Origin of the sequence: Flagellimonas oceanensis (assembly GCF_003992595.1) — a bacterium.
GTDB lineage: Bacteria > Bacteroidota > Bacteroidia > Flavobacteriales > Flavobacteriaceae > Flagellimonas > Flagellimonas oceanensis.
The window spans coordinates 1-23,581 of record NZ_RZNA01000049.1 but is presented as its reverse complement, the minus strand read 5'-3'; the positions used below and the strand labels follow the sequence as shown (position 1 = coordinate 23,581).

The 23,581-nt window shown below is 37.9% G+C and carries 26 protein-coding genes and 1 pseudogene; 6 read left to right on the top strand and 21 right to left on the bottom strand.

Going from position 1 to position 23,581, the window contains the following annotated elements; translation table 11 throughout:
- Nucleotides 1–72: 72 nt before the first annotated feature.
- The 4 genes from EO132_RS15965 to EO132_RS15950 form a co-directional block, all read right to left on the bottom strand.
- Nucleotides 73–1,368: a M20 metallopeptidase family protein gene (locus EO132_RS15965; RefSeq protein WP_127138817.1), complete on the bottom strand. Its 1,296-nt coding sequence runs from the start codon at nucleotides 1,366–1,368 to the stop codon at nucleotides 73–75.
- Between the two features lie 71 nt (nucleotides 1,369–1,439).
- Nucleotides 1,440–2,030: a Crp/Fnr family transcriptional regulator gene (locus EO132_RS15960; protein ID WP_127138816.1), complete on the bottom strand. Its 591-nt coding sequence runs from the start codon at nucleotides 2,028–2,030 to the stop codon at nucleotides 1,440–1,442.
- 264 nt (nucleotides 2,031–2,294) lie between these two features.
- The gene (locus EO132_RS15955) at nucleotides 2,295–2,726 is read right to left on the bottom strand and encodes an SRPBCC family protein (protein ID WP_127138815.1); all 432 of its coding nucleotides are present in this window, start codon (nucleotides 2,724–2,726) and stop codon (nucleotides 2,295–2,297) included.
- 36 nt (nucleotides 2,727–2,762) lie between these two features.
- On the bottom strand, nucleotides 2,763–3,320 hold the full coding sequence (locus tag EO132_RS15950; protein ID WP_127138814.1) for an SRPBCC family protein: 558 nt from the start codon (nucleotides 3,318–3,320) through the stop codon (nucleotides 2,763–2,765).
- A gap of 239 nt (nucleotides 3,321–3,559) precedes the next feature.
- Here EO132_RS15950 and EO132_RS15945 point away from each other — a divergent pair, with 239 nt between their 5' ends.
- Nucleotides 3,560–4,492, top strand: a complete 933-nt coding sequence (locus tag EO132_RS15945) for a peptidylprolyl isomerase (RefSeq protein WP_127138813.1) — start codon at nucleotides 3,560–3,562, stop codon at nucleotides 4,490–4,492.
- Nucleotides 4,493–4,915: 423 nt separating this feature from the next.
- On the opposite strand, the gene EO132_RS15940 is transcribed toward EO132_RS15945, so the two are convergent.
- Nucleotides 4,916–5,110: a cold-shock protein gene (locus tag EO132_RS15940; RefSeq protein ID WP_108246532.1), complete on the bottom strand. Its 195-nt coding sequence runs from the start codon at nucleotides 5,108–5,110 to the stop codon at nucleotides 4,916–4,918.
- 83 nt (nucleotides 5,111–5,193) lie between these two features.
- Nucleotides 5,194–5,832, bottom strand: a complete 639-nt coding sequence (locus EO132_RS15935) for a peroxiredoxin (RefSeq protein WP_127138812.1) — start codon at nucleotides 5,830–5,832, stop codon at nucleotides 5,194–5,196.
- 147 nt (nucleotides 5,833–5,979) lie between these two features.
- Here EO132_RS15935 and EO132_RS15930 point away from each other — a divergent pair, with 147 nt between their 5' ends.
- Nucleotides 5,980–6,522, top strand: coding sequence for a YfiT family bacillithiol transferase (locus tag EO132_RS15930; protein WP_127138811.1), 543 nt, complete (start codon nucleotides 5,980–5,982; stop codon nucleotides 6,520–6,522).
- A gap of 1 nt (nucleotide 6,523) precedes the next feature.
- Here the strand turns inward: EO132_RS15930 and EO132_RS15925 are convergent, their stop codons facing one another.
- From EO132_RS15925 to EO132_RS15910, 4 genes are all read right to left on the bottom strand, one after another.
- On the bottom strand, nucleotides 6,524–7,066 hold the full coding sequence (locus EO132_RS15925) for a GNAT family N-acetyltransferase (RefSeq protein WP_127138810.1): 543 nt from the start codon (nucleotides 7,064–7,066) through the stop codon (nucleotides 6,524–6,526).
- Nucleotides 7,067–7,076: 10 nt separating this feature from the next.
- Complete coding sequence (locus tag EO132_RS15920) at nucleotides 7,077–7,637, bottom strand: thioredoxin family protein (RefSeq protein ID WP_127138809.1); 561 nt, start codon at nucleotides 7,635–7,637, stop codon at nucleotides 7,077–7,079.
- A 97-nt stretch (nucleotides 7,638–7,734) separates the two neighbouring features.
- Nucleotides 7,735–8,109 carry a PUR family DNA/RNA-binding protein gene (locus EO132_RS15915; RefSeq protein ID WP_127138808.1) on the bottom strand — a complete coding sequence of 125 codons (375 nt, stop codon included), beginning with the start codon at nucleotides 8,107–8,109 and terminating at the stop codon, nucleotides 7,735–7,737.
- A 76-nt stretch (nucleotides 8,110–8,185) separates the two neighbouring features.
- Nucleotides 8,186–9,940, bottom strand: a complete 1,755-nt coding sequence (locus EO132_RS15910) for an ABC transporter ATP-binding protein (RefSeq protein WP_127138807.1) — start codon at nucleotides 9,938–9,940, stop codon at nucleotides 8,186–8,188.
- A 184-nt stretch (nucleotides 9,941–10,124) separates the two neighbouring features.
- Here EO132_RS15910 and nusB point away from each other — a divergent pair, with 184 nt between their 5' ends.
- The 4 genes from nusB (at nucleotide 10,125) to EO132_RS15890 (ending at nucleotide 13,333) form a co-directional block, all read left to right on the top strand.
- On the top strand, nucleotides 10,125–11,072 hold the full coding sequence (nusB, locus tag EO132_RS15905) for a transcription antitermination factor NusB (protein WP_127138806.1): 948 nt from the start codon (nucleotides 10,125–10,127) through the stop codon (nucleotides 11,070–11,072).
- Between the two features lie 38 nt (nucleotides 11,073–11,110).
- Nucleotides 11,111–11,587, top strand: coding sequence for a DUF1573 domain-containing protein (locus EO132_RS15900; protein WP_127138805.1), 477 nt, complete (start codon nucleotides 11,111–11,113; stop codon nucleotides 11,585–11,587).
- A 13-nt stretch (nucleotides 11,588–11,600) separates the two neighbouring features.
- Entirely contained in the window at nucleotides 11,601–11,894 is a 294-nt protein-coding gene (gene yajC, locus EO132_RS15895; RefSeq protein ID WP_127138804.1) for a preprotein translocase subunit YajC, read from the top strand.
- A gap of 89 nt (nucleotides 11,895–11,983) precedes the next feature.
- Entirely contained in the window at nucleotides 11,984–13,333 is a 1,350-nt protein-coding gene (locus EO132_RS15890) for a Gfo/Idh/MocA family protein (RefSeq protein ID WP_127138803.1), read from the top strand.
- Nucleotides 13,334–13,345: 12 nt separating this feature from the next.
- Here EO132_RS15890 and EO132_RS15885 read toward each other — a convergent pair whose 3' ends face one another.
- The 11 genes and pseudogenes from EO132_RS15885 to EO132_RS15835 form a co-directional block, all read right to left on the bottom strand.
- Nucleotides 13,346–14,647: an amidohydrolase family protein gene (locus tag EO132_RS15885; protein WP_127138802.1), complete on the bottom strand. Its 1,302-nt coding sequence runs from the start codon at nucleotides 14,645–14,647 to the stop codon at nucleotides 13,346–13,348.
- 150 nt (nucleotides 14,648–14,797) lie between these two features.
- A complete protein-coding gene (locus EO132_RS15880; protein ID WP_127138801.1) occupies nucleotides 14,798–15,352 on the bottom strand; it encodes a hypothetical protein in 555 nt (184 codons plus the stop codon).
- Nucleotides 15,353–15,470: 118 nt separating this feature from the next.
- Nucleotides 15,471–15,884 carry a VOC family protein gene (locus EO132_RS15875; protein WP_127138800.1) on the bottom strand — a complete coding sequence of 138 codons (414 nt, stop codon included), beginning with the start codon at nucleotides 15,882–15,884 and terminating at the stop codon, nucleotides 15,471–15,473.
- A gap of 29 nt (nucleotides 15,885–15,913) precedes the next feature.
- Complete coding sequence (locus EO132_RS15870) at nucleotides 15,914–16,462, bottom strand: hypothetical protein (RefSeq protein ID WP_127138799.1); 549 nt, start codon at nucleotides 16,460–16,462, stop codon at nucleotides 15,914–15,916.
- 74 nt (nucleotides 16,463–16,536) lie between these two features.
- On the bottom strand, nucleotides 16,537–16,926 hold the full coding sequence (locus EO132_RS15865) for a hypothetical protein (RefSeq protein WP_127138798.1): 390 nt from the start codon (nucleotides 16,924–16,926) through the stop codon (nucleotides 16,537–16,539).
- 98 nt (nucleotides 16,927–17,024) lie between these two features.
- Nucleotides 17,025–18,092 (bottom strand): ribosome small subunit-dependent GTPase A, encoded by a 1,068-nt coding sequence (gene rsgA / locus EO132_RS15860; RefSeq protein WP_127138797.1) that lies wholly within the window; start codon nucleotides 18,090–18,092, stop codon nucleotides 17,025–17,027.
- A 275-nt stretch (nucleotides 18,093–18,367) separates the two neighbouring features.
- A pseudogene (locus EO132_RS19610) lies at nucleotides 18,368–18,520 on the bottom strand (DUF6090 family protein); the annotation flags it as partial.
- A gap of 79 nt (nucleotides 18,521–18,599) precedes the next feature.
- The gene (locus EO132_RS15850; protein WP_164732364.1) at nucleotides 18,600–20,075 is read right to left on the bottom strand and encodes a TlpA family protein disulfide reductase; all 1,476 of its coding nucleotides are present in this window, start codon (nucleotides 20,073–20,075) and stop codon (nucleotides 18,600–18,602) included.
- 148 nt (nucleotides 20,076–20,223) lie between these two features.
- On the bottom strand, nucleotides 20,224–21,060 hold the full coding sequence (locus tag EO132_RS15845) for an SGNH/GDSL hydrolase family protein (protein ID WP_127138794.1): 837 nt from the start codon (nucleotides 21,058–21,060) through the stop codon (nucleotides 20,224–20,226).
- A 114-nt stretch (nucleotides 21,061–21,174) separates the two neighbouring features.
- Nucleotides 21,175–22,104, bottom strand: coding sequence for an alpha/beta hydrolase family protein (locus EO132_RS15840; RefSeq protein WP_127138793.1), 930 nt, complete (start codon nucleotides 22,102–22,104; stop codon nucleotides 21,175–21,177).
- A 218-nt stretch (nucleotides 22,105–22,322) separates the two neighbouring features.
- Complete coding sequence (locus EO132_RS15835) at nucleotides 22,323–23,492, bottom strand: gliding motility protein GldB-related protein (RefSeq protein WP_470299671.1); 1,170 nt, start codon at nucleotides 23,490–23,492, stop codon at nucleotides 22,323–22,325.
- Between the last annotated feature and the right edge of the window lie 89 nt (nucleotides 23,493–23,581).

Below are 23,581 nucleotides of genomic sequence, written 5' to 3'. Positions count from 1 at the left end.
AATAAATCTATTAAAAAGAAGGCTAGTCCACAATTAAATTAGTTGATTGGAACCCAAAATAGCAGTAAACTACTAGTCATTTAGGCGCTCCACTATAAGCGATGCAAAAAGATTAACCCCTGTCTTGATGGAACTTTCATCCACATTAAAGATAGGCGAGTGGGTCTGGGCTATGATACCTTTTTCATAATTGGACCCGCCCATAAAAAAGTAAACGCTCGGTACTTTGGGCTGAAAAAATGCAAAATCATCGCTACGCCCATCTGCAACCACACCGTACATGCGGAGTACCCTGTCATTGCCATAAATACTGGATAATTGTTCCAAGCTTTCATTGACCAATCGCTCGTTGTTGTCCAAAGTCGGAAAAACATTTACCAACTCTGCCCCTAAAAACTCATTGGAGTGCTCGGAATTTGATATAAATTTCTTGAGTAATGGTATCGCCGCATCCCGTTGTTGTTTGTCACTAAAACTAAGATATCCGCTTATTTTCAACCCTTGAGGTGTTTCTTTGAAGGTAAAATTGTTTTTGTCCACCGTAGTAAAATCCTTGTAAATGGACTTTGGATGTGTAATGCCTATTTGTGGGTCCCCCATATTCTGCATGTTCCAAAACTTGCTCTCGGGTGCAACATTTTCAAGAGATAAAATAGCTTGCTTTCCAAATTCGAACAAAGCATCACTATTCGTTTTATTTTTAAAAACAAGGTCCACTTTTTTATAGTCCGAAAACATTTCTTCTGGTTTGGTGGCAATGGTCCCAGCTGGAAAAGGCGTAACATGCATGGCATACATTTCCTCAGGTTCAATCATATCGAACAAGCCATCATCAATCATGGCCAAAGCCCCTTTAATATTTTCTTCCGATGGCTGAAACACGAAGTATATGGTCCCTGTCAGGTTTTCCTTCTGTTCGACCAGCACATTGGCTATTCCCAATGCCACAGCTGCATGTAGGTCGTGGCCACAAATGTGCCGTACTCCTTCATTTTTCGATGCAAAGTCCACCATATCGGGAGCTTTGTATGGCATGGCGTCAATATCGGCTCTCCAGGCTATCTTTTTACCGGGTTTTGCACCTTTTAGGATTCCGACCACACCATAACCGCCAATCCCCGTTTTTACTTCCAATCCGAGGCGGGACAAGTAAGCTGCAATTTTTTCTGATGTTCGTTTTTCGTTCCCCCCTACTTCGGGGTACATATGAAAATCCCTTCGTATGGTAACTAAACTGTCAAATATTTCATTGGTGCGTTGTTGAATATCCATATGGATGCCTTCGGTCTTTTTTTGACCGAAAGCGGATATGGACACCAAAAGGAAAAAGAATATAGTTAATGTGTTAGATAGGTTTCTAGGCATCATTATATTGTTTTGTTTGTTGAAACAAAGATGCAACTGAATTTTGGGTGCTACCTGACACATATGTGACAAACTTATTTTTTGGCAATCTTACTCCGTATTCTACTCAAAGATTGGCGCTCTATGCCCAGAAGCGAAGATAGATGGGTCAGACTTATCCGATTGATCAAATTAGGGTTGTCCTTTACAAAATTCAGGTAACGTTCTTCGGCGGTTTCAAACAGAAAGCTTTCTACCCGGTCGGTCTGTATGGTCAATACTTTTTCGGCGATAAGTCTGCCGTATTTTTCGTTGTTCTTGAAGTTTTTGTACCCTTCTTGTATGTCATCATAAGAAAGTTCAATTATTGTGCTCGGCTCCAAGCATTCCATATAGTATTTACTGGGACGTTGTTGAATAAAGGCAGGGTAGTCGGTGGCGTATTCATTTTCTTTTACAAAGCCGGTGGTTATGGATTTTCCTTTCTCGTTGATGTAATATCGTCTCAATAATCCTTTGCAGACATAGCCCATTTTTTTTTGGATTTCGCCATTCTTAAAAAAGAAATCCTTTGACTTGTACTCGTTGAAGCTCAGTTGTGAGCGGAGCAACTCCAATTCTTTGGGAGACAAATATGAAAATTGCTGAAGGTAGGTTTGTAGGTATTTTTGATGGGTTTCCTCCACAATACAATTCTGAAATCTTGTAATGGTTAGCGATTGTCTTTGAAAATTAATCTGCGTGCTAAATTTATAGTATAAACAGACTTCTCGAAGATAAGGATTAAGCACAAACTATATATTGAAAATACCAAATTCTGATTCTCTTTCAGGGTTTCAGCGAAAAATATGATCTTGGGTTTTATCCAATAAAGTGATGCAATAAAAGAAGGAGTTTATTTGTAAAGGTGCTGCTATGCATTCATGTATTTGTAAAAAACAAAAATACTGTTATTCCCTTTCTTCAAAAGGCACTACTTTTCCATGTTCCACGTAATCTTTCAGTCCCTTTAACAATATGGCCCAGCAAAAAGAAGATCTTCTGAAATGATGGTTACATTCGGGCCAGCCTACGTGCCAAAATTTTAATTGCACTGTTCCGTTATTGCTTTCTTCCAAGTCAAACCCAAAGGAGGTCGGGTCCCAATCAGGGTCGGATTTGGTCATTTTGATATGGAAAGATTTGTTTTTCTCTATTTTGACCACTTTTCCGTACCAATCATATTCTGGCGTGAAAAAGAAATTGTACTCTTGGTTTTCTTCAAGGGTTCCTTTGCATTTTTGTGGCCACCAATTGATTAGGTGCTCGGGTTGTGTAATGGCTTTGAAAGTATTTTCAATGGTCCCGCGGACTTCCAAATCATGGTATATTGAATGTTCCATTTTATAGCTACTTTTCTCTAACATGAAAATTTATGACTACTCATTCTCCAAGTAATTCATCAAGCTCATTAACGTTTGTTCGTTTGCTGGGATAAAATAATTTATCAGTTCCAAATACTTTGGTGTGTTTTTGTAACCAATTCCGAAGGATTCCACTTGGGTGTTACCATCTTCCAATTCATTAAAATAGATAACGTTATAGAAGTCTTCAGCTTCTTTCTTCATGAAATCAGGGAAATTATCCGTTATTTCCGCTTGTAGCGTAATCAATTTTTCAGGTACGTAATTGATAATGTGGGTTGTGATGGTGGTATTATCCCCGATGGCTCCGTCCTTGTTATAATTGGTTTTAATGGTTCCCCCAACTTTGAAATCCACTTCGGCCAAGGGAACGGCCCAATTTTCCCAGCCTTCTTTGGTGGTGTAGGCACTCCAAACCTTATCCAAGGGGGCTTTCACCGTAAATTCTTGAATCAATACCAATTCGGGGCTCTGGGTGGAGTCTATAGTGGAGATTACTCTCTGACTGTCTTTTTGTGCAAAAACGAAGGAAAGCATAAAAATTGAAAAAAGGAGGGTCAGTGTTTTTTTCATGTCTTCTTGTTTTAATACTGATAAATCAGCATCTATTGAAACTGAATTTTCGCAGAAATTAATCAAAAAGCATCAATAATCACATAAAATACTGATTCAATTGATGTTAGGGGTAGTTGAGTATTAAATAGAAGCCTATGGAAATCCTTTCAACCCTAAAAGAATAGCTCTTAAAAATGTATCTTTGCATCCTTGAAAAAAAGAGAATTAAGTTTCGAATAATCTATTAATCAAATACAATGCAAGACGGAATCTACGCAAAGTTCAACACCTCCAAAGGGGAAATACTGGTAAAACTTACTCATGATAAAACACCTGGCACGGTGGGCAACTTTGTTGCACTGGCCGAAGGAAATATGGAGAACAGTGTAAAACCACAAGGGAAACCATATTATGATGGGTTAAAATTCCACAGGGTAATTGCCGATTTTATGGTTCAAGGTGGATGCCCAACAGGAACTGGAACAGGAGACCCTGGGTATAAATTCGATGATGAATTCCACCCTGACTTGGTACATGATGGGCCTGGAGTGTTGTCCATGGCAAATGCCGGCCCTGGAACCAATGGAAGTCAATTTTTCATTACCCATGTGGCTACACCTTGGTTGGACAACAAGCATACCGTATTTGGTCGTGTGGAAGAAGGTCAAGATGTTGTGGATGCCATTGCACAAGGCGATACTATTGAAACCTTGGAAATTGTTCGAGTAGGGGATGAGGCCAAAAAATGGAACGCCATTGAAGCCTTTAGAGTATTTGAAGGGGAACGCGAAAGGCGTATTGCAGAGCAAAAAGAAAGAGCTGAAGCCGAACTGGAAAAATTAGCTGCTGGTTTTGATAAAACAGATAGTGGATTACGCTATAAGATGATTCAGAAAGGCAATGGTACAAAAGCGGAAAAAGGCAAAACCGTTTCTGTTCACTATGAAGGTTCTTTGGCCAACGGTCAAATCTTTGATTCTTCTTACAAAAGAAACCAACCCATTGATTTTGTTTTGGGTATAGGACAGGTTATTCCTGGTTGGGACGAAGGTATAGGCTTATTGCAGGTAGGGGACAAGGCACGATTTGTTATCCCTTCGCACTTGGCCTACGGAAGCACTGGAGCTGGTGGGGTTATTCCTCCAAACGCGACATTGATTTTTGATGTGGAATTGATGAATGTAAAGTAAGAAATCCATCCATTATAAAAGAGAAAAGCTTCCAGCAATGGGAGCTTTTTTATTTGGCCCTGTTCACACTCAACAATAGTAAAAAGAGATTTAGAACGAGCAAAAAAATTAAAATACTGAAAAAAGTGGTCATGGCTGTACGTGTTTATCACATAACAATCCAACGATTAAAAACCCTACCTATTGTTCAGTTGATTGTTTGATTCATTTTTTGGAACCGTTTACACTCCACACCAACAATAGGGCATTAACAATCAAAAGGAACGAAAGTACTCCGAAAAAGGTGTTCATTTATATTGGTTTAATGGTTTATGGGGGACTGTGTTTATTACTTAGATAGCAAAAAATGGATTGGTTGCGTGTAGGAATAAAAAAAAGCCCGAGCATTTGCTCGGGCTTATCTATAAAAAAGTTAATTATAACCTATTCCGCAATTTGTACATTAACGGCGTTTAATCCTTTTTTACCTTGTTGTAGTTCGAATTCTACAACGTCACCTTCTCTAATTTCATCGATTAAACCAGAAATGTGTACAAAGTGATCTGTGTTTGAACCATCTTCAGTGATAAATCCGTAACCTTTGGAGTCATTGAAGAATTTTACTGTTCCTTTACTCATAATATAAATTGAAAAAAATTAATTGACTCCAAAGGTACGTTTAATTTATTGGGAACAAGCTTAAATCTTTATAAATTAAAAAATTAAGCTGTTGGATCAGGCGTTAAACGCAGGTATGGCTTGATTTCCTCCACACCTTTGGTAAAGATTCCTTTGGCTTCTTCTGTAGGAATAGCAGGGCTTACCACCACTTTTTCTCCATTTTTCCAGTTGGCTGGCGTTGCCACTTTGTGGTTTGCTGTCAATTGCAAAGAATCGATTACGCGCAACAATTCATAGAAATTACGTCCAGTTGAAGCTGGATAAGTCAAGGTAAGCTTGATTTTTTTGTCTGGGTCAATGATAAAAACCGATCGTACGGTAAGTGTACTATCCGCATTTGGATGAATCATATCGTATAGGTCAGATACCTTTCTTTCCACATCGGCAACTATCGGAAAGTTAACCTCTGTGTTCTGTGTTTCGTTGATATCCTTGATCCATTCCGCATGTGATGCTGCACCATCAACACTGAGTGCCATCATTTTTACGTTTCTCTTCTCGAACTCATCCTTGAACTTGGCTGCTGTTCCCAGTTCCGTAGTACAAACCGGAGTGAAATCCGCCGGGTGCGAGAACAAAATTCCCCAACTATCGCCAAGGTATTCGTAAAAGTTCAATGTTCCTTCTGAAGTAACCGCTGTAAAATCCGGAGCAGTATCTCCCAGTCTTAAAGTTGCCATATATTTTTAAAATTTTAGGTTTGTAAATCAGTACTCTACAAAATTACTAGATTATTTGATTATCACATTTAAAATCAGTTAAAAGTGTATTAAAAATACAGTATTATGGATGGAATTTAATCCCAATCAAAATATTACTTTTAAAAGATGGAAAAAGAAGTGTTGGAACAACTGCGTTACCCTATTGGAAAATTTGAAATTCCCGAATCCATTACAGAATCCAAGCTTGAAGAATGGATATCCGTTTTGGAAACATTGCCACAGCGATTGAGTGATTTGGTATCGCCTCTTTCCGAGGAGCAACTGGAAACCCCATATCGGCCAGATGGCTGGACGGTACGACAATTGGTTCATCATATTTCCGATAGTCACCACAATAGCTACATCCGTTTCAAATGGGCCTTAACAGAAGATAAACCAACCATAAAAGCCTATGATGAAAAGGCATGGGCCGAACTTTTCGACACCCGAACGGCACCTATTCTTATGTCCTTATATCATTTAAGTGCAGTACATGCCAAACTCGTTTATTTGATTAGGGGACTTTCAAAGCAAGATTTAAAAAGGAGCTTCATTCATCCAGATGGCAACCAGGAAACCACATTGGAAGAAAACATTGGACGCTATGCGTGGCACAGCAATCATCATTTCGCCCACATTGAAAATTTGGTAAAGCGCAAAGGTTGGTAGGCTAGAGTTGCTTGGTCAATATCCACATGGCCTTTTCTTCTTGTTTTACATGGGGAAGGACCACTTCGCTCTCTCTTTTGATGATAAATCCGTTTTTTTGATAGAAATGCACTGGTTTTCCTTTTTGCATGGCATCCAGCCAAACTACTTTTTTGTTGAGTGCCCTCGCGGTATCTTCAATAAATTGAAGCAGTTGTTTACCGATACCTTTTCCAGAATGCTCCTTCAACAAATAGATTTTTTCAGCCTTTAAAGCATCTATATCCGAAATTTCATCAATTCCGCAATCCTTTACCAATTTTAATATCCCTACGGATTCATTATCCCAATTGATCAAATAGTTCAGTGCATTGGGGTCTTGTAGTTCGCGTTCCACTACTTCTTGGGTCAAACCATGCGAAATGTAGGGCGTTGGATCCTCTTTCTCCCATAAATGCAGGTAATGTTCGCGATAGGATTTGGAGCCAACGGTCAAATATTGTTGCAGATTGGATTTTGTGACGGGTTCTAAAGTTAGGGCATTATCCAGAACAGCAGTGGTCATACTCGGATTGCTAAGTGGTTATCCATTTAATGTTACAGCCTAAACTTGGCTTTTGTTCGGCATCAACATCTTTATTGTTTAGAACGGCATCCATGGCGCCCTTGAGATCGGTTCCGGTCAACGGAACATCGTTACCTGGTCGTGAATCGTCCAGTTGTCCTCGGTACACCAAGGTCATATCGGCATCAAAAAGATAAAAATCTGGTGTACAGGCAGCATCGTATGCTTTGGCTACTTCTTGGCTTTCATCATACAAGTAAGGGAAAGTATAGCCTTCTTCACTGGCTTTTTCCTTCATTAAATGTGGTGCGTCTTGCGGATAGTTTTCCACGTCGTTGCTGGAAATGGCCACGAAGGCAATCCCTTTTTCCTGATATTCCTTCGCTAGTTTGACAATCATAGGGTTTACATGGATCACAAAAGGGCAATGGTTGCAAATAAACATGACCACCGTCCCTTCTTTACCTTTTACATCGCTCAGCGCTACTGTTTTGTCGGAAACGGTATCCACGAGTTCAAAATCGGGTGCCTTGGTGCCCAAGGGAAGCATATTGCTGGGTGTCCTAGCCATTGTTCTTCAATTTTAAGATTGTTACTGCCATAGGATAAAAATAAAAAACGACCTGCAAAAATTACAGGCCGTTGTACTATTAAAAGGAATTTATTTTTTAGATATCGTCGAAGCTGACATCGGTAAAGTTGTTGTCAGTTGCGCTTCCATTTTCACTAAAACTGCCTTCTTCCTTTTTAAAATCTTTTTGATGACGCTCAGAGATGACTTCGGTACCTTTTTCGTCGATAATGTAATCCATCATTTCCTCCATAATCTCACGGAAAGCACTGAAATCTTCCTTGTACAGATAAATTTTATGCTTTTTGTAGTGGAAAGAACCATCGTCGTGAGTAAACTTTTTACTTTCAGTGATGGTTAGGTAGTAATCTCCGGCCTTGGTACTTCTAACGTCAAAAAAATAGGTTCTTCTTCCTGCTCTTAAGACTTTAGAATAAATCTCTTCCTGATCCATTGTATCTTTCTGGCCCATTTTGGTATAGTGTATTTAGTACTATGTTGAATTATGTCATCAAAAATGTAAAAAAAAAGCTAATTCAGCAACTTTTTTATGATTCTTTACCTGAAAGTTGATTGATATAAAGGTCTTTGTAATACCCATCGGTATTGTTCAATTCTTCGTGGGTACCTTCTTGAATGATACGGCCGCCATCCAACACTATGATTTTGTCCGCATTTTTGGCAGATGATACCCTGTGGCTCACAATCAGGGTGGTCTTGCTTTCGGAAACGCGTTTTAAATTGTTGAGGATTTCTTCCTCGGTCTCCGTATCCACAGCGGATAGACAATCATCAAACAAATAGATTTTTGGGTCCTTCATTAGGGCACGGGCAATGGAAACCCGTTGCTTTTGACCTCCACTGAGCGTGATGCCCCTCTCGCCCAAGACCGTATCGTATTTTTTGGCAAATCCTTCAATATTTTTATGCACCACCGCTTTTTTGGCAACCTCCACAATCTCATCATGCGTAGCATTTTCATTACCAAAACGGATGTTGTTCTCAATCGTATCCGAAAAAAGAAAAGCATCCTGAGGGACAGCACCAATGGAACTTCGAAGACTATTCAAATTCAAATGTTGCACCGGTATGCCGTCAATCAATACTTCTCCGGAAGAGGTATCATAGAGACGGGCGACCAAATCCAAGATCGTGGATTTTCCAGAACCTGTTTTTCCCAAAATGGCCACGGTCTGTCCCGCTTTTACGCTGAACGAAACATCATTCAAGGCCGTAATGTTGGTGTCTTCGTAGGTAAAAGTCACATTTCTGAACTCGATATCCCCTTTGATTGGAGTAGGGGTTTCAACCAGGTTTTGGATGGAAGGCTCTTCCTTTAAAAACTCATTGATACGCTTCTGCGAAGCTTCCGCGCGTTGCACAATGGATGTCAACCAACCCACAACAGCCACGGGCCAAGTGAGCATGTTCACATAAAGGATGAATTCCGCTATGATCCCAATGGTTTCAATTTCCCCGTTGATATATTGTTTCCCCCCAATATAGATAACGAAAACATTACTGATTCCGATCAATAAGATCATCAATGGGAAAAACCAGGCATTTACTTTGGCCAAAGCCATACTGGTATCTTTTCCTTCGTTGGCCAGCCCTCGCAATTCCGTATTGATGCGGGGCTCAATGCTATAGGCCTTGATGACGGATATCCCAGAAAAGGATTCTTGAGTAAAGGTGGAAAGCGTGGACAAAAACTCCTGCACCTTGGTGCTCCTTTTATGGATGATTTTACTGATTTGATAAATCAAAACGGATAGAATTGGCAGGGGCAATAAAGTATAGGCAGCAAGGGTAGGGGCCTTTATGAACATTAATGGCACCAAACACACAAAAAGCGTCAAGGTTTGTATGCCGTACATAATGGCAGGCCCACCGTACAATCGTACTTGGTTGATGTCCTCACTGATTCGGTTCATGAGATCACCGATTCTGTTCTTTTTATAAAAATTGAGGCTTAAGAGTTGGTAATGGTCAAACACCTCGTTTTTGAGATCGTATTCGATGTATCGGGATACATTGATGATGGTCTGGCGCATCAAAAAAGTGAACAAACCTGAAAGAATGGCCGCACCGATGATAATCAAAATATATTGGAGCAAAAGCCCCTTGGCATCTGAAAGCGAAATCACATCAGCTGTAAAATCCTCCACCGCTTGTATGGATTTGTTCACGTAGGAAGGCATTACCAAGGAAAAAACACGGGCAATAATCGTAATGATTATCCCTAAAAATAGTTTGAGCCAGTATTTTTTAAAGTATTTATTTAGGTGCTTTAGTTCCTTCATAAAAAAGGGGAAAAAGGTGGTTTTTTAGTGTCTATGATGGTCGACAATCCAGCAAATATATACCATCCCGCACAAAGTAAATGTTATAAAACTGATAAGAAAGCAAGATTGGTAGGTAAGATTCAAATATAAGATTACTTTTGCGGTGTGAAAGCCAAACAATGACTTTAAAAGTTCTTTAGACATGTTAACCAGAAGGCACATCCGAGTAAAAGTGATGCAATGCATTTATGCATTGGTGCAATCCAAGGACGATTCTTTGCAAAAGCAGGAAAAGTTTCTGCGAGTCAGTATAGAAAATATGTACGTTCTATACATTTTGATTTTAAGCCTTTTGGCTGAACTCCATCGTTTGGCAGAAAAACATGTGAGCCATGCTTCCAAAAAATACGTGGCCACCGAAGAGGACAAGTATCCCAATCCAGAAAAATTTGTAAAAAACCGATTGTTGCTGCAATTGGTCAACAATGAAGCATTGAAAAATGAATTATCCAATCGAAAGTTGGATAATTGGTATTTGAATGATGAATATGTGAAAATCATTTACAAGGCCGTTGTTGCAAGTGATATTTACAAGGACTACATGTCCAATGATGAGGATAGCTATGCCAATGACCGTAATGTGATCATTCAACTCTTCAAGGAAATCATTGCCCCCAACGAAAAGATCTACGATTACATTGAAGATGATAAACTGACTTGGGTGGATGATTTCCCTATTGTGAATACCTTTTTGGTCAAACGTTTGAAAAAAGCCAAACCGGATTCTGGAGACCGTTTCTTTTTACCTTCTTTGCTCAAGGACCAACAGGATATGGACTTTGCCAATGACCTTTTGACCAAGACCTTGCTCAATGATGGTAAATGGGAGAAGGAGATAGAGGGCAAAACGCCGAATTGGGACAATGATCGTATTGCGGAGATCGACTCTATTATACTAAAAATGGCCATTTGTGAGTTATTGAACTTCTCGTCCATTCCAGAAAAAGTGACGTTGAACGAGTATTTAGAGATTGCCAAGGAATACTCCACCCCCAAGAGCAGCATCTTTATCAATGGTGTTTTGGACAAGTTGGCAAAGGAGTATAAATCGGACGGAAGGATCCAAAAAATAGGCCGAGGTTTGCAATAAACAATAATTCCTTAATTTTGGGAAAACAAATTTTAATCATGAAAAGAATAACAACAATTTTAAGTTTGATCATGGTGGTTGCCCTAACCAGCGTATCATGTAAGGACAAAGCATCTAAAAAAATAGTTGCTGACAATGTAGAAAGTGCTGTGAGCAGAGATGAGGCTGACAAAAAGGTTCCTGTAATGACCTTTGAAAAAACTGAGCACGATTTCGGTACCATTCAAAGAGGGACTCCACAAGAAACTGTTTTTACTTTTACCAATACAGGTGATGCTCCTTTGATCATTACCGATGCAAAAAGTAGCTGTGGATGTACAGTGCCAAATCCTCCAAAAGATCCTATCGCACCAGGGGACACTGGAGAATTGTTGGTTAAATTCAACGGTTCAGGTCAAAATCAAGTGACCAAGACCATTACTGTAACAGCAAATACTGCCAAAGGTTCTGAAATCGTAAGAATCAAGGCATTTGTTCAAGCGCCAGGAGCTACACCAGCAGGTCCTGTAAAATAATTAAAAGACCTAAATGGAAAACCTAGGACAGTTTTTACCGCTGATTTTGATTTTCGCCGTGGCGTACTTTTTTATGATTCGCCCGCAAATCAAACGTCAGAAGGATGAGAAAAAATTCGCTTCGGAGCTTAAAAAAGGTGATAAGATTATCACTAAAAGTGGGCTTCACGGCAAAATAGTTGAATTGAATGACAAAGATTTCTCTTGTGTCATTGAGACTATGGCCGGTCGTTTAAAGTTTGATCGCTCTGCCATCTCCATGGAAATGAGCAAAAAATTAAACGCACCTCCCGCCGAGAAGAAGTAAGCGAAAAAACATATATACAAAATAGGACGTCCCTTGAAAGTAACATTTCAAGGGACGTTTTTTTGTATCTTATCCCAAAATAGAATCATATGGGAACAAGAAGACAATTTGTAAAACGCAGTGGATTGGGAGCAGCCGGATTGGGAGCATCAATGGTGTTGCCTACGGAATTATTGGCCTCTATCAGAAAAACCATCAGCCCCAACGATAAAATACATGTTGGTCTTATTGGATGTAACGGTATGGGGTATGGGGATTTGAATTCCATGCTGCAGAACAGTGAGGTGGATGTTGTTGCCCTATGCGATGTGGATGAAAATGTGCTTCGGGAAAAAACCGCGGAGTTGGAAAAAGGAGGCATAAAAAAACCGAAATGGTATTCAGATTATAGAAAACTGCTGGAGGATAAAGATATTGACATTGCCATAATCGGTACACCAGACCATTGGCATTGCCTACAACTTACGGATGCCATTGATGCAGGCAAAGATGTGTATTGCGAAAAACCGATTGCCAATTCAGTTGCCGAAAGTGATGCGATGCTTGCCAAAGTAAACGGAAGTGACCGAATGGTTCAGATTGGGCAGTGGCAACGTAGCGAGCCCCACTTTGTGGATGCGATCAACTATGTGCATTCTGGCAAATTGGGACAGATACGTTTGGTTAAGGCTTGGGCCTATCAAGGATGGATGCAGTCTGTTCCTGTGCTTCCCAACAGCCCCGTTCCGGAAGGTGTGGATTATGATATGTGGTTGGGACCAGCGGAACATAGACCCTTCAATAAAAACAGGTTTCATTTTAACTTTAGGTGGTTCTGGGACTATGCTGGTGGCTTGATGACAGATTGGGGCGTACATTTAATCGATTATGCTCTTTTTGGAATGAAGGCTTCCACTCCAAAATCAGTAATGGCCATGGGCGGTAAATTTGCCTACCCCGGGGACGCTGCTGAAACGCCGGATACTTTACAGACCATCTACGACTTTGGCGATTTTTCCATACTGTGGGAACATGCCACGGGAATTGATGGTGGAAACTACGGTAGAAACCATGGTGTCGCCTTTATTGGAAACAATGGGACCTTGGTGCTAGACCGAGGGGGTTGGGAAGTTATTCCTGAGCACGACCGTCCACATTGGAGTCAGGATTTAGGGCCTAAAATAGAGACTGTCCCTTTACAAAAAGGTGTGGGCCAAGGATTGGGACTGCACACCCAGAATTTCTTGGAAGCCGTAAAAACCCGTGATAAGTCAATCTTGAAAGCGCCTATCAAAATTGGTTACGATGCGGCCGTGGTAAGCCATTTAGGGAATATCGCCTATAAAACAGGGGAACGATTATTCTGGGATGCGGATAACCATAAGTTCAACCATTCGGAGGCGGATGCTTTGTTGGCCAAGCCATATCATAACGGTTGGGAGTTTCCAAAGGTGGGGTAGTGGTAAGTTGCTTTACTCGGTTGTATCGACATAAATGGCTCCGTCTTTCATCACAAAAACTACATTTTCCATGGTTTTGATAAAGTCTTTGGTAAGGTCTCCTTTTACAGCGATGACGTCTGCATAGGCGTCGGGTGCGATAACTCCAATCCTGTTTTCCTTGTTAAGTCGGGTCGCAGAGATGTATGTGCTGGATTGTAATATGTCCAAAGGTTGCATCCCCGCTTCGAAATAATAGCGGTACATATCCTTGGATGATTGACCTCTTGTTGTGTTGATGTTTGTGTAATTATCGGAACCTGCCACAATTTGTACCCCGTTTTTCCGGGCTCTAGCTAGTCTATCGTTGTTCCTTTTGACATAGCCATCCACCCAATCCAATTCATTCGCTTCGTAACCAGCAAGTTCAGTGAAAATATGCATGTAAGTCCTACTATTTTCTGTGGGAACCAGATAGATATCTTTTTCGGCCATTTTTGTCAATGTGGTATCTGCCAAATTAAAACCATGTTCTATCCCATCAACCCCTGCTTCGATTGCGTTCCAAGCTGATTGATTGGTAACGCAATGTGCGGTTACGGTTAAATTGTAAGTATGAGCCGTTTGCACAATGGATTTCATCTCTTCAACACTCAAGTAGGTTCTGTTCGGGATGTTATCGGCACATATTTTAATGAGATCAACATTTTGGTTTACATGCTCACGAACGGCATTTTTCCCATCTTCAGGACTTTTTATGTTACGATATTCTAGGTCTATAATTTTCTGATGCTCGGGTTGAACCCCATAAATTTGTCCTCCTTGTGCGGCCAAAATAGGTCCCGATGCAAAGATTCGTGGTCCTGTCGTGGTTCCTTCATTAATGCCATCCCGCAGGGCAACATCAAGATAAAGCCCAGAATTCCCCAAATCCTTAATGCTGGTTATTCCGTTGTACAAATAACTCTCCGCTCTTTTGGCTCCACGAAGTACGCGTAGACCATCATGCTCCATGGTTAAGGATTGCACGCTGTGCTCGGCAAAGTCTTTGCCCGCATCCTGAGAAAAAAGTACATGGGTATGCGCATCGATGAGTCCAGGGAGTACGGTATATTCAGTCAGGTCAATTGCAGATGCGCCACGAGGTAGTGATTCGAACTCATCAATCGAAATGATTTTTGTTCCTTTTATCTGAATTAATTTGTTCTTTAAAAGGGTATTGTTTTTACTATCGTACAGTAACCCTGCTTTTATGTAAGTGCTATTTTGTTGCCCGATGACATCGGTTTGGAAAGAAAGAACAATCAGGATAAGGATTAAGAGCTTTTTATGCATACTTCTTTGGTTTAGTTGTATGTAAAAATAGGAAGAGAAAAATGGTATTGCGTTTAATCTGTTTTAAAATCATATAGAGAGGGTAGTGGTGTCCTTGTAAAATAGCTGTAAATGAATTCACTTTGGTATGAATAGGCTGAATTATCAGTATTAGCGACTGTTTTTGTACAATTCAATGGCCTGAAGGTAATTCTGGGCTCCTTTCATGCTCAAATCATGTACAAAACCATCAAGTTCGGAGTGGTTTTCCTTAACCCAATTGACCAGTGAATCCCGTTCTTGTTGCCAAACCTGCCAATTGGCGTCTTTGCAATCCAGATTATCAATCTTTGATATTTTATCTGCGGTAAAACTGAATCTATGTTCACAGGTCAATGGATTGTTCTGTAGAAATTCAAACCTGAGCGATTCCACGGCAACTGTGGCTATAAACTGATTATTTTGATGTTCAATTGAAATCACTTTATACGTAGGCTGAAAAACGGAGTCCCATTTAAATTGACCGTAGTAGCTTTGTTGGTCAAACTCCATCACATAATCGCCTTCTGTAATAATAAGGCTGTCGGCAATAGTTCCCTTGATTTGATTGAAATCCGAGTTGTTGAACCCTTCGTAATATCTATTTATTTGCGCTGCCTTATCTATGTTATCTCCAGAACAACTGGCAATTAAACATAATATGGATAGGAATAGAAGTTTCTTCATGATGTGAAAGTAGGCAAAATACTGTAGACGATACGCTAATTACAATCTGTGGTGTCGTCAAAAAATGCTACCTGTTGATTGGCTTGTTCAAAAATCGATTACGGTCTTGATTGACCGTTTACTTGTAAAATTCCTTTTCGTCGACCTTTATAGTAGTCAGTTCCACAGTATGGCCGTCTGGATCCTTTGTGTAAATCGAATCAAAATAATGATGGTCTTGAATTTTAAATTCCAAATTCAATTCGGCATATCTTTTTTTGGCTTTTTTAAAATTATCCTTCGACACATTGAATGCGAAATGATCAATTTTTACATTTTTTGAATCTTGGGGTAGTTCTGGGTCACTTATATTGGCCGGAAACAAAGCAATTCCTGACTTTTCTGAGAATAAAAAGATGGGAAAGTCTCCCCATTCCGGTAACTGATATCTTCTGAGTCCCAGCACATCTTCATACCATTTTGCTGAAACTTCCATATCCGCGACACGAATTGCTACGTGGTCCAAAAAATCGATTTTTATGCTATCGCTCATTTTCTCAAGTCACTCTTTATAACATGCCATTATAGTATTCTGATTCCCAAAAATTGGTCGATTAAAATCAGTATTGAGCTCATGATCATTACAATCAAGGTTGTCCAAAGTTGAAACTTCCAATTCAAACTATGTTTTTTTGAGATTTTATAGACCATCACATATAGGAGTCCGCTCACCATTATGGGCAAAGTAAAAGTTCCGATTCCCAAAAATGCACTAATCCGACCTTCATCATTCGGATTAATAAAGTTCATGAACCCAGCTAAAAGCCTCATGTAGAATGCTGTGAACAAGAAAAGGTAAAGGTATTTATTCCAATTCTGAGACCATAAAACCATGAAGACGATCAGTCCTTGCAGTATTGTAATTATAGGGCCTGAGGCGGAAATGAAAACTTTGTGCATGTCAGACGGATTCTCTCCTTTTACCGGAGAGCCCCCATTTATCCTCATGATGGATTCATACCCTAATGATTCACTTGTGAGCCAATGGGCAAATTCATGAATAATCCACGTAAAGCATACGGCAACTATTCCATAAAGGACATATTTGAGTTCGATTTTTTGATTGGTCATTTTGGTTTGAATAAATTAAGCATAATGCTTTTGCAGTAGTCTATGGTTTGGGTATGTAGTATTATAAAACGTTTTCAATTCCATTCCACATTCAGTTTTTCCAATTCCGCATTCAATTCGGTTTGTGAATTTGGGTCTATTATTTTCGTATTGATGGTCAGTTCATTTTTATCCGTTTTCAGAATATAATCCCCTGCAAATTTTTTAATCCTTTTAATCTCATTGAGATTTAGTTTTTTTCCGAGTGGACCATTCACGTTTATGATTCCATTTTCTATACTCACATACTTGTAGGTCTTTTGATAAAAATAGAGGCCTAAGTACATTAAGGAAATCAAAATCCAACCGTAATCAATCCAGCCTGGTTCTTCTTTTGTAAAAAATCCAATAAAAAACCAAGTGAGCCAAACAAGCCCTAAGATCAAATTCACATTCAATTGTCTTTTCTTGTAAGCTATTTTCATTTGTCAAAGGTTGAATAAAGTGCAGTGATGATTCCGTTTAGGGTAACTAAATATAGTTAAAAGAACAAGACCACCACCGCTTCAACATGTTGTTGTGCCTAGTATTTATTTGATTTCCTTAAATTTTTAAATTGCTTGACCATTTTTCCGAAATTTTTGTCCTTTTTACGTTTTTCAGCCACAGTTGATTCAAAATGTTCCTTTTCTCGGTTCATTTTCAGATAATTCTCATAGGACGATTTATCTAACTTTTCATTTTCAACGGCTTTCAAAACAGCACAATCAATTTCTATGGTATGGGTGCAATCCTTGAACTTACAGTGTTTGGAAAGCTCAACTATTTTTTCAAACGTTTTTTCCAATCCTCCAACTGAATCTGCGATACCCACTTCACGTATTCCGGGATTGTCAATTACAATTCCACCGTTTTCAACAACTATCAATTCTCGGTGGCTTGTAACGTGGCGTCCCTTATTTGTACTTGTGCTGATGGTATTTGTTTTCATCAGTTGTTTTCCTGAAAGATTATTTAGAAGGCTTGATTTTCCAACTCCTGACGAGCCCAACAAACAATACGTTTTGCCCTTTACTATATGCTCTTTTAGCCGTTCAATCCCTTTTTTGGACGTATTGCTAATAGCAATTATGGGTACTTGCTTCACTCTTTTTTGAACTTCGGATATCAATTTGGTTAAATCAGTATCATTTATCAAGTCAATTTTATTCAGAATGATAATTGGCTTTACATTGGATGCATTGCAAATTGTTAGATACCTTTCGATTCGATTGATGTTGAAATCCCTATCGATTGCTTGTACAATCAATGCAAAGTCAATATTAGTTGCTATGATTTGATTTTCTCCTTTTTTACCAACTGCTTGTCTTTTAATGATGGTTTTTCTGGGTAAAATGGAGTGTATGAGAACTTTGTTGTCATCATATTCAGAAATAGCAACCCAATCCCCAATAGCAGGAAAATCTTCACGAGTATTTGCCGTATATCTTAAGTTCCCTATGATTTCTGCATCAAATTCGCCTCTTTCAGTTTTAACTATATATCTTTCCTTGTGCTCTGAAATAACTCTTCCGATTTCAAAGCCCAATAGATTATGTTGAATTCTTAGTTGTTCTATTTTGTCATTATATCCAAAATGTTCTGGTTTCATATTCTGGTGTTTTAAATAGTGCAAACACTTGCGGTATTCAAAAATGAATTCAAATACAAAAGCGTCCACTACTGATGTGTTTATTTGTAAAATGGAAATAAGTAGAGATGCTTCAGATTAGTACCTGAAGTAAAGAATGGTGATAGTCAAAGAAAATTGACTATCTATTTTACAATATCCGAATATGATATTACAGATGTAATAGACATAAAATGTAGTTAGGGTACAAAATTAAAAAATTTCCCTTATAAAGTGTCTGGGAAAGAGCTTGTTTTTACTCTTCGATTTTCATTCCAATTATTGATTTGAAGCGCGATTAAAATTCCAATAACCACGAGAATGATTTCTCCGATAGCATATTTGAAGTATTTTCCAATCTTGCCCTCTTCAAGTAAACTTCGCCTAATTTTTCTAAAGAATTTTATCATTGGTTAGTGGTTGATTATAATGTTCTTAAAAATAGGGAGTTTAGCTCAGGGAAGTAGGAAAAATGAATTATGGTCAGTGCTACACGCTAGCCATTATTAGATCAACAAGTTCTTTTTCACTTGGCCTTGGGGCATTTTCATTTATTATCTTTCCATCTTTTCCAAATAGTAAATACCTCGGTATAGTTTTTATTTTATAATTCTTATAAAGATTAGACTTTTCCCAATTTGAGATAATATAGCTATCCTCTTCCTTTGATATCTTTTCAAGTTTTGATGCTCTTTCCCAGGCCGAATAGTCTTTATCTATGGATATTTCGATGATTTTAATTTCCGTCTCATTAAACTTTTGTTTTAAATCTTTAAGGTAAGGCATTTCTTGTCGGCAAGGTGCACACCAACTTGCCCAAAAATCCACTAAAATAATTTTCCCTTTATGCTTTGAAAGTACTTGCTCAAAGGTCAATTTATTGTCATTGACAAGATTGGTTAAAATTCCGATAGTTCTATCAGTTGTATTTAGTTTTTTTGAGTTCTCCCTTTGTTTATTAACAACTGAATTCCACTTATTTTTAAATTTATCATTTTCATTAATAGAGTGAAACTTTGTCAGGTATTTGTCAAATTTTGATTTTTCAATGAAAAAAATACTTTTAAGATATGAGTCCAATAAAACCTCTTTTGCAGATTCATTCAAAAATGTTTCTTGTTCGACAACAAAGTCGAATAGAACGGAATTCTTAACCCGCTTATCTTCCTTAAAATATTTGTATGAAATCAAAGCTCTTAAAAAACTAACATATTGTTTATTTTCAAAAAATTCTTCTTCATTGAGTTTTATGTCTAAACTCTCTATGTCTAAATCTATGTTTTGATTTTTTGCCTTTCTTACTTTATAGGTGGCTAACTTTAATTTTTGATTAATTGCGTTGGTTGAGTAGAATATATCCGAAATACTATTAGTAGATTTCAGACTATCCAGTAATTTAATTGAATTTCTGTATATTTTTTCTGAATCATATTTATTGTTTTGAATTTTATTTTCATCGATTACTATTGCTTTATTTTCGAGATTATCCTTGTAAAGTAAAAAACCGAAATTTGTTTCACTCCAAGTTCTATCACTATTTGTTAATGTAAATATTGGATGTTCAATCTGTTTAGATTGATTAACATTTACTCTTTGTATTTCGATTAAAAGACTATCTCCCTTTTCAAGATATAATTCATAGAAAAATGAAATCCACGGTACACCACCATTAATTTTGATGGTGTTTTGGGTTGGAATGGTTACTGATGTTCTTTTTTCTTCCTTTCCTAGAAATAACATATCAGGTTTATGCTGCATTTTATCTAAGTAAAGGTTGGTAAAAAATGAATTTATGGTGTCATTTATACTAATTACAACCTCATTTTTTCTTTCAGTTTTCTTTTCTCTAACTATTGAGGTTTCAGTACTATTTTCTGTCTTTTTTTCTAGACAGCTGCAAAATAATAGAAGTAAAACTACAAGTAGAATATTTTTCATAGGCTTGCATATAATGGTATCGGCCATGATTTCGTTGTGGCTGCCGGCAGGATTTTTCAGCGAGCCAGGGCCGCGGGATGAAAGCATTCCCGTTGTTATTAGGTTTCTTAAAAATAGGGAATTTAGCTCAGGGAAGGAGGGAGCAATGAATTATAGCCAGTTTTATCTCTAGCTTTTATTGTACTATCCTCTTCAATATGTCCGCTGTTTTCGATTCAATTTCTCCATGGTATTTCAAGTCAGATGCTTTATTGTCAGTTAGCATTTGATAGAAAATACAAGCGTTTAAAAATGCTCCGTATTTGTTTGGGTGAATATTGTCCTCGTATAATTTGATGTCAGGATATTGGGTCAGAATTTCATACACTATGTTTCCATTGTCAGAAAGTATGAGTCCATATTTTTCCGCTACTGAACCATACGCCTCATTAATTAATTCTATTTCCTGTTCTAAATTCTTTATTTCTGGCGAGCAGTACTCATCATTCTCCAATGAATGATTAATTGCCCATTTTGAATAGCAATATTGTTTCGGGTATTCTTTTTTTGAAGGCCAAGTTTTAAATAAAATAAATTTACAATTTTGATTTGAAATTCGATTCTTTATTTCGGCAATTGCAGTTTCCACCTTGTATTCTTTGGCCTCTGGGATTAAAAGTCGGACTGTTCCTTCCTGAAGGACTATTATATCCCAATCCTTTTCGGATAATTTAATTTCCGTTTCTGTTTTTTCTCCTTCTTCTTTTTTCCGAGTACTAATTCTATTTTCAGTTTGTAATTCAATTATACTGTTCAAATGCCCATCCAATGATATTCCTGGAAACGTACTTTGCTCAATGTTAAAACCAGAGTTGGTCTCGTTTATCATTTTTTGCAGGGTTTCAGGCATATCATAGTAGTAGGTCAAACTATTCCCAATAAATAGGACATTGATTTTTTCTGTTCCCTCTGTTTCTTGAGATTTACAATCAGCACAGACAAGTATTAACAATAAGAGTAGAATATTTTTCATAAATTACAGGTAACGCTCTTGTACAACCATCAGTTACGGATTTTAAGTTATGAATTTTTATTTAAGCACTGACGTAGTCGAATCCGCCGACATTGCGGTTATACCATGTTAAGGTTAGTTTTTTAGCCACTCAACCGCATTTTCAGACATTTTTTTATAGTCGTGACCAACATTTTTTATTGTGTCTATTTCCCAATTATATGTCCAATTATTTTTGTGCTTCAACTCCTTGTTTGCATTAAAAAAAGTGGTTCCACGTTCCAATCTATGAGCTCCTTGTTCCATTGCCAAATCGGTGGTTCTAAAAGTACCTAAACTTGGGTCATTATCTAATTCTCCCAAGAGAACAACCAATCTTTTCTTGTAAGATTCTTGCAGATTCGTCTCTGTATTTTTGATGCCATACGGAAATTCAAGGTTCTCGTTTGGCAAACTGTAGAATCCAGCATTTGCAGCAATAGCTGTTCCTATTCTCGATTCCGGCATTAACATGACCATTCTATGAACAAATTGTCCGCCAGCTGAATGTCCAAAAATATCGTACTGCTCGTTTGTAATATTATTAACCGATTTAATGTGGTCAAATATGTTTTCAACGACGGTGTATGCCCATTCTGTTTTCGGATTTTTAGTTCCAAAAAAGGTAAACAAATTCCCCTCTTGATAGTCGTTTGTTGTATATTTTGAAAACTTATTCTCAAATTCAGGCGCTATTATTAATAGGTTGTTCTTATTGGCCAATTCAGTCCAAGCGTTTAGATAGTCATCAGCATTTCGTCCGCCACCATGCATGACGAAAACTATTTTGTCTTTGTCATTCCAGCTTTCAGGTTTGTACGTCCAAACCTTAACCGATTTTCTCTTACTATCTTTATAGGCGTGGATAACAAAAGAGTCTGTTCCGGTATTAATTTTATGGATTGCTGTGATTTCAGGTCCTTTTGGAAGTACATAGAGGTAAATGTAACCCGTAACCGAAAGAAGTGAAAAAATAGAAAAAGTAGATATAATCACCTTTTTTAATACTGTAAAAGTCTTGTTCATTTGATGTCTTTTTTTTTTGATTGATCAAACCTAGACTTCTTTGATTAGTTGCCTAATCTTTTATTTCCGAATCGTACTTTTTCAAGGACGAATTGTTTTTTTAAAGTAGAGAACTTATTCAGGGTAGGAGGGAGTGATAAAATACATCCAATAATATTGCTGTTCAGTGTAATGCGCTTTTGCTGAACTCGCGAAAGAACTGAAATAATTAACCGCTTTTATTTATTTCCTGTTCTAAATTCAATTAAATAGGGCTTTAAAGGAATACTCTCTTGAGTTCTAAAATTGTTGCTTATAAATATTTGATAATCTTTATTCGGCTCTAATTCCACAGGAATAGTCCAAGCGGTATTTCCATCTGACCAATATCTACCATTAATGTCATTTTTTGGAAAAGCGTCTTGACCTAAATCTCCAAAATCCACACCTGTATTATGTCCATTTAAAGGCTCAGAAAACGTTACCGTAATTTCTTTGATTTCGGGACTCACATTTTGACTTTTATTGTTAAACTGCTTTATCCCAACCAGGTAAGGTCGTTTGTTTTCGAAATTTTGATATAAAATGTCGAGCGATTCAGAAAAGTAATTCGATTTTTTAATGAATTCTTCTACTTCCGATTCATTAGTGTAATCCAACTCAATCATTGTCTTAATAGCATTTGACTTATCGTCGGCTTGATTGTAATAGTTTTCGCAAATTTGATATCCAACATAGTAACCCAGATCTCTCATTCCAAATTCATTTGGGGCATTTCCGTCCAACCATTTATATAGATTATTGGGATAGAACATTTCAGTTTCATATACTTCTCGTATTCTTTTGGCATTTTCTTTACCAAACGCAATTTGAGGATTTGGTGATGCTTTATCAAGTGTTTTTGATGCAACAAACTCCGCAACACCTTCATATAGTGTCAATGATAAAATATTGAAAACTCTTGGGTTTTGCTGGGTATGGACATATTCGTGAACATTCAAAAACACTAGGTGTTTTTTGGGGTTAGTAGCAAAATGTGATTTTAAGTAGGAAAAGTTTTCTGGAAATTCACTTGTCTCTGTTGAGCTATCAGCCAATGATATTTCAGAACCTATAAGAACCAAACTATCAATTGTTGTGCCTCCTGTACGAAAGGCTCCTATTGTGAAGTAGATTTTAGCAGGTTTTAATTCAGGATATATCGCTTTGAGCTTTTCAATACCAAGTTCTAATTCGGCACCCACGTTGCTTACTTGTAAGGTGTTTTCTCGAATTGATTTCCAAAATTTCGGATAGCTATTTATTACATTAATGTAATCTTCTGGGGTATAGTTTCTTGCTTGCCTGATTCCTTCCAATCCCACAGTTCCTTTTTGAAAATATAAACTGTCAAGATATTTATATTGCAAAATGGAATCTTTGGTTGATGTGATATTGTAGCCTTACCCCTTTTAGGACATCGCTAAATTCATAAAATTATCATTATGACCTCCTCCCA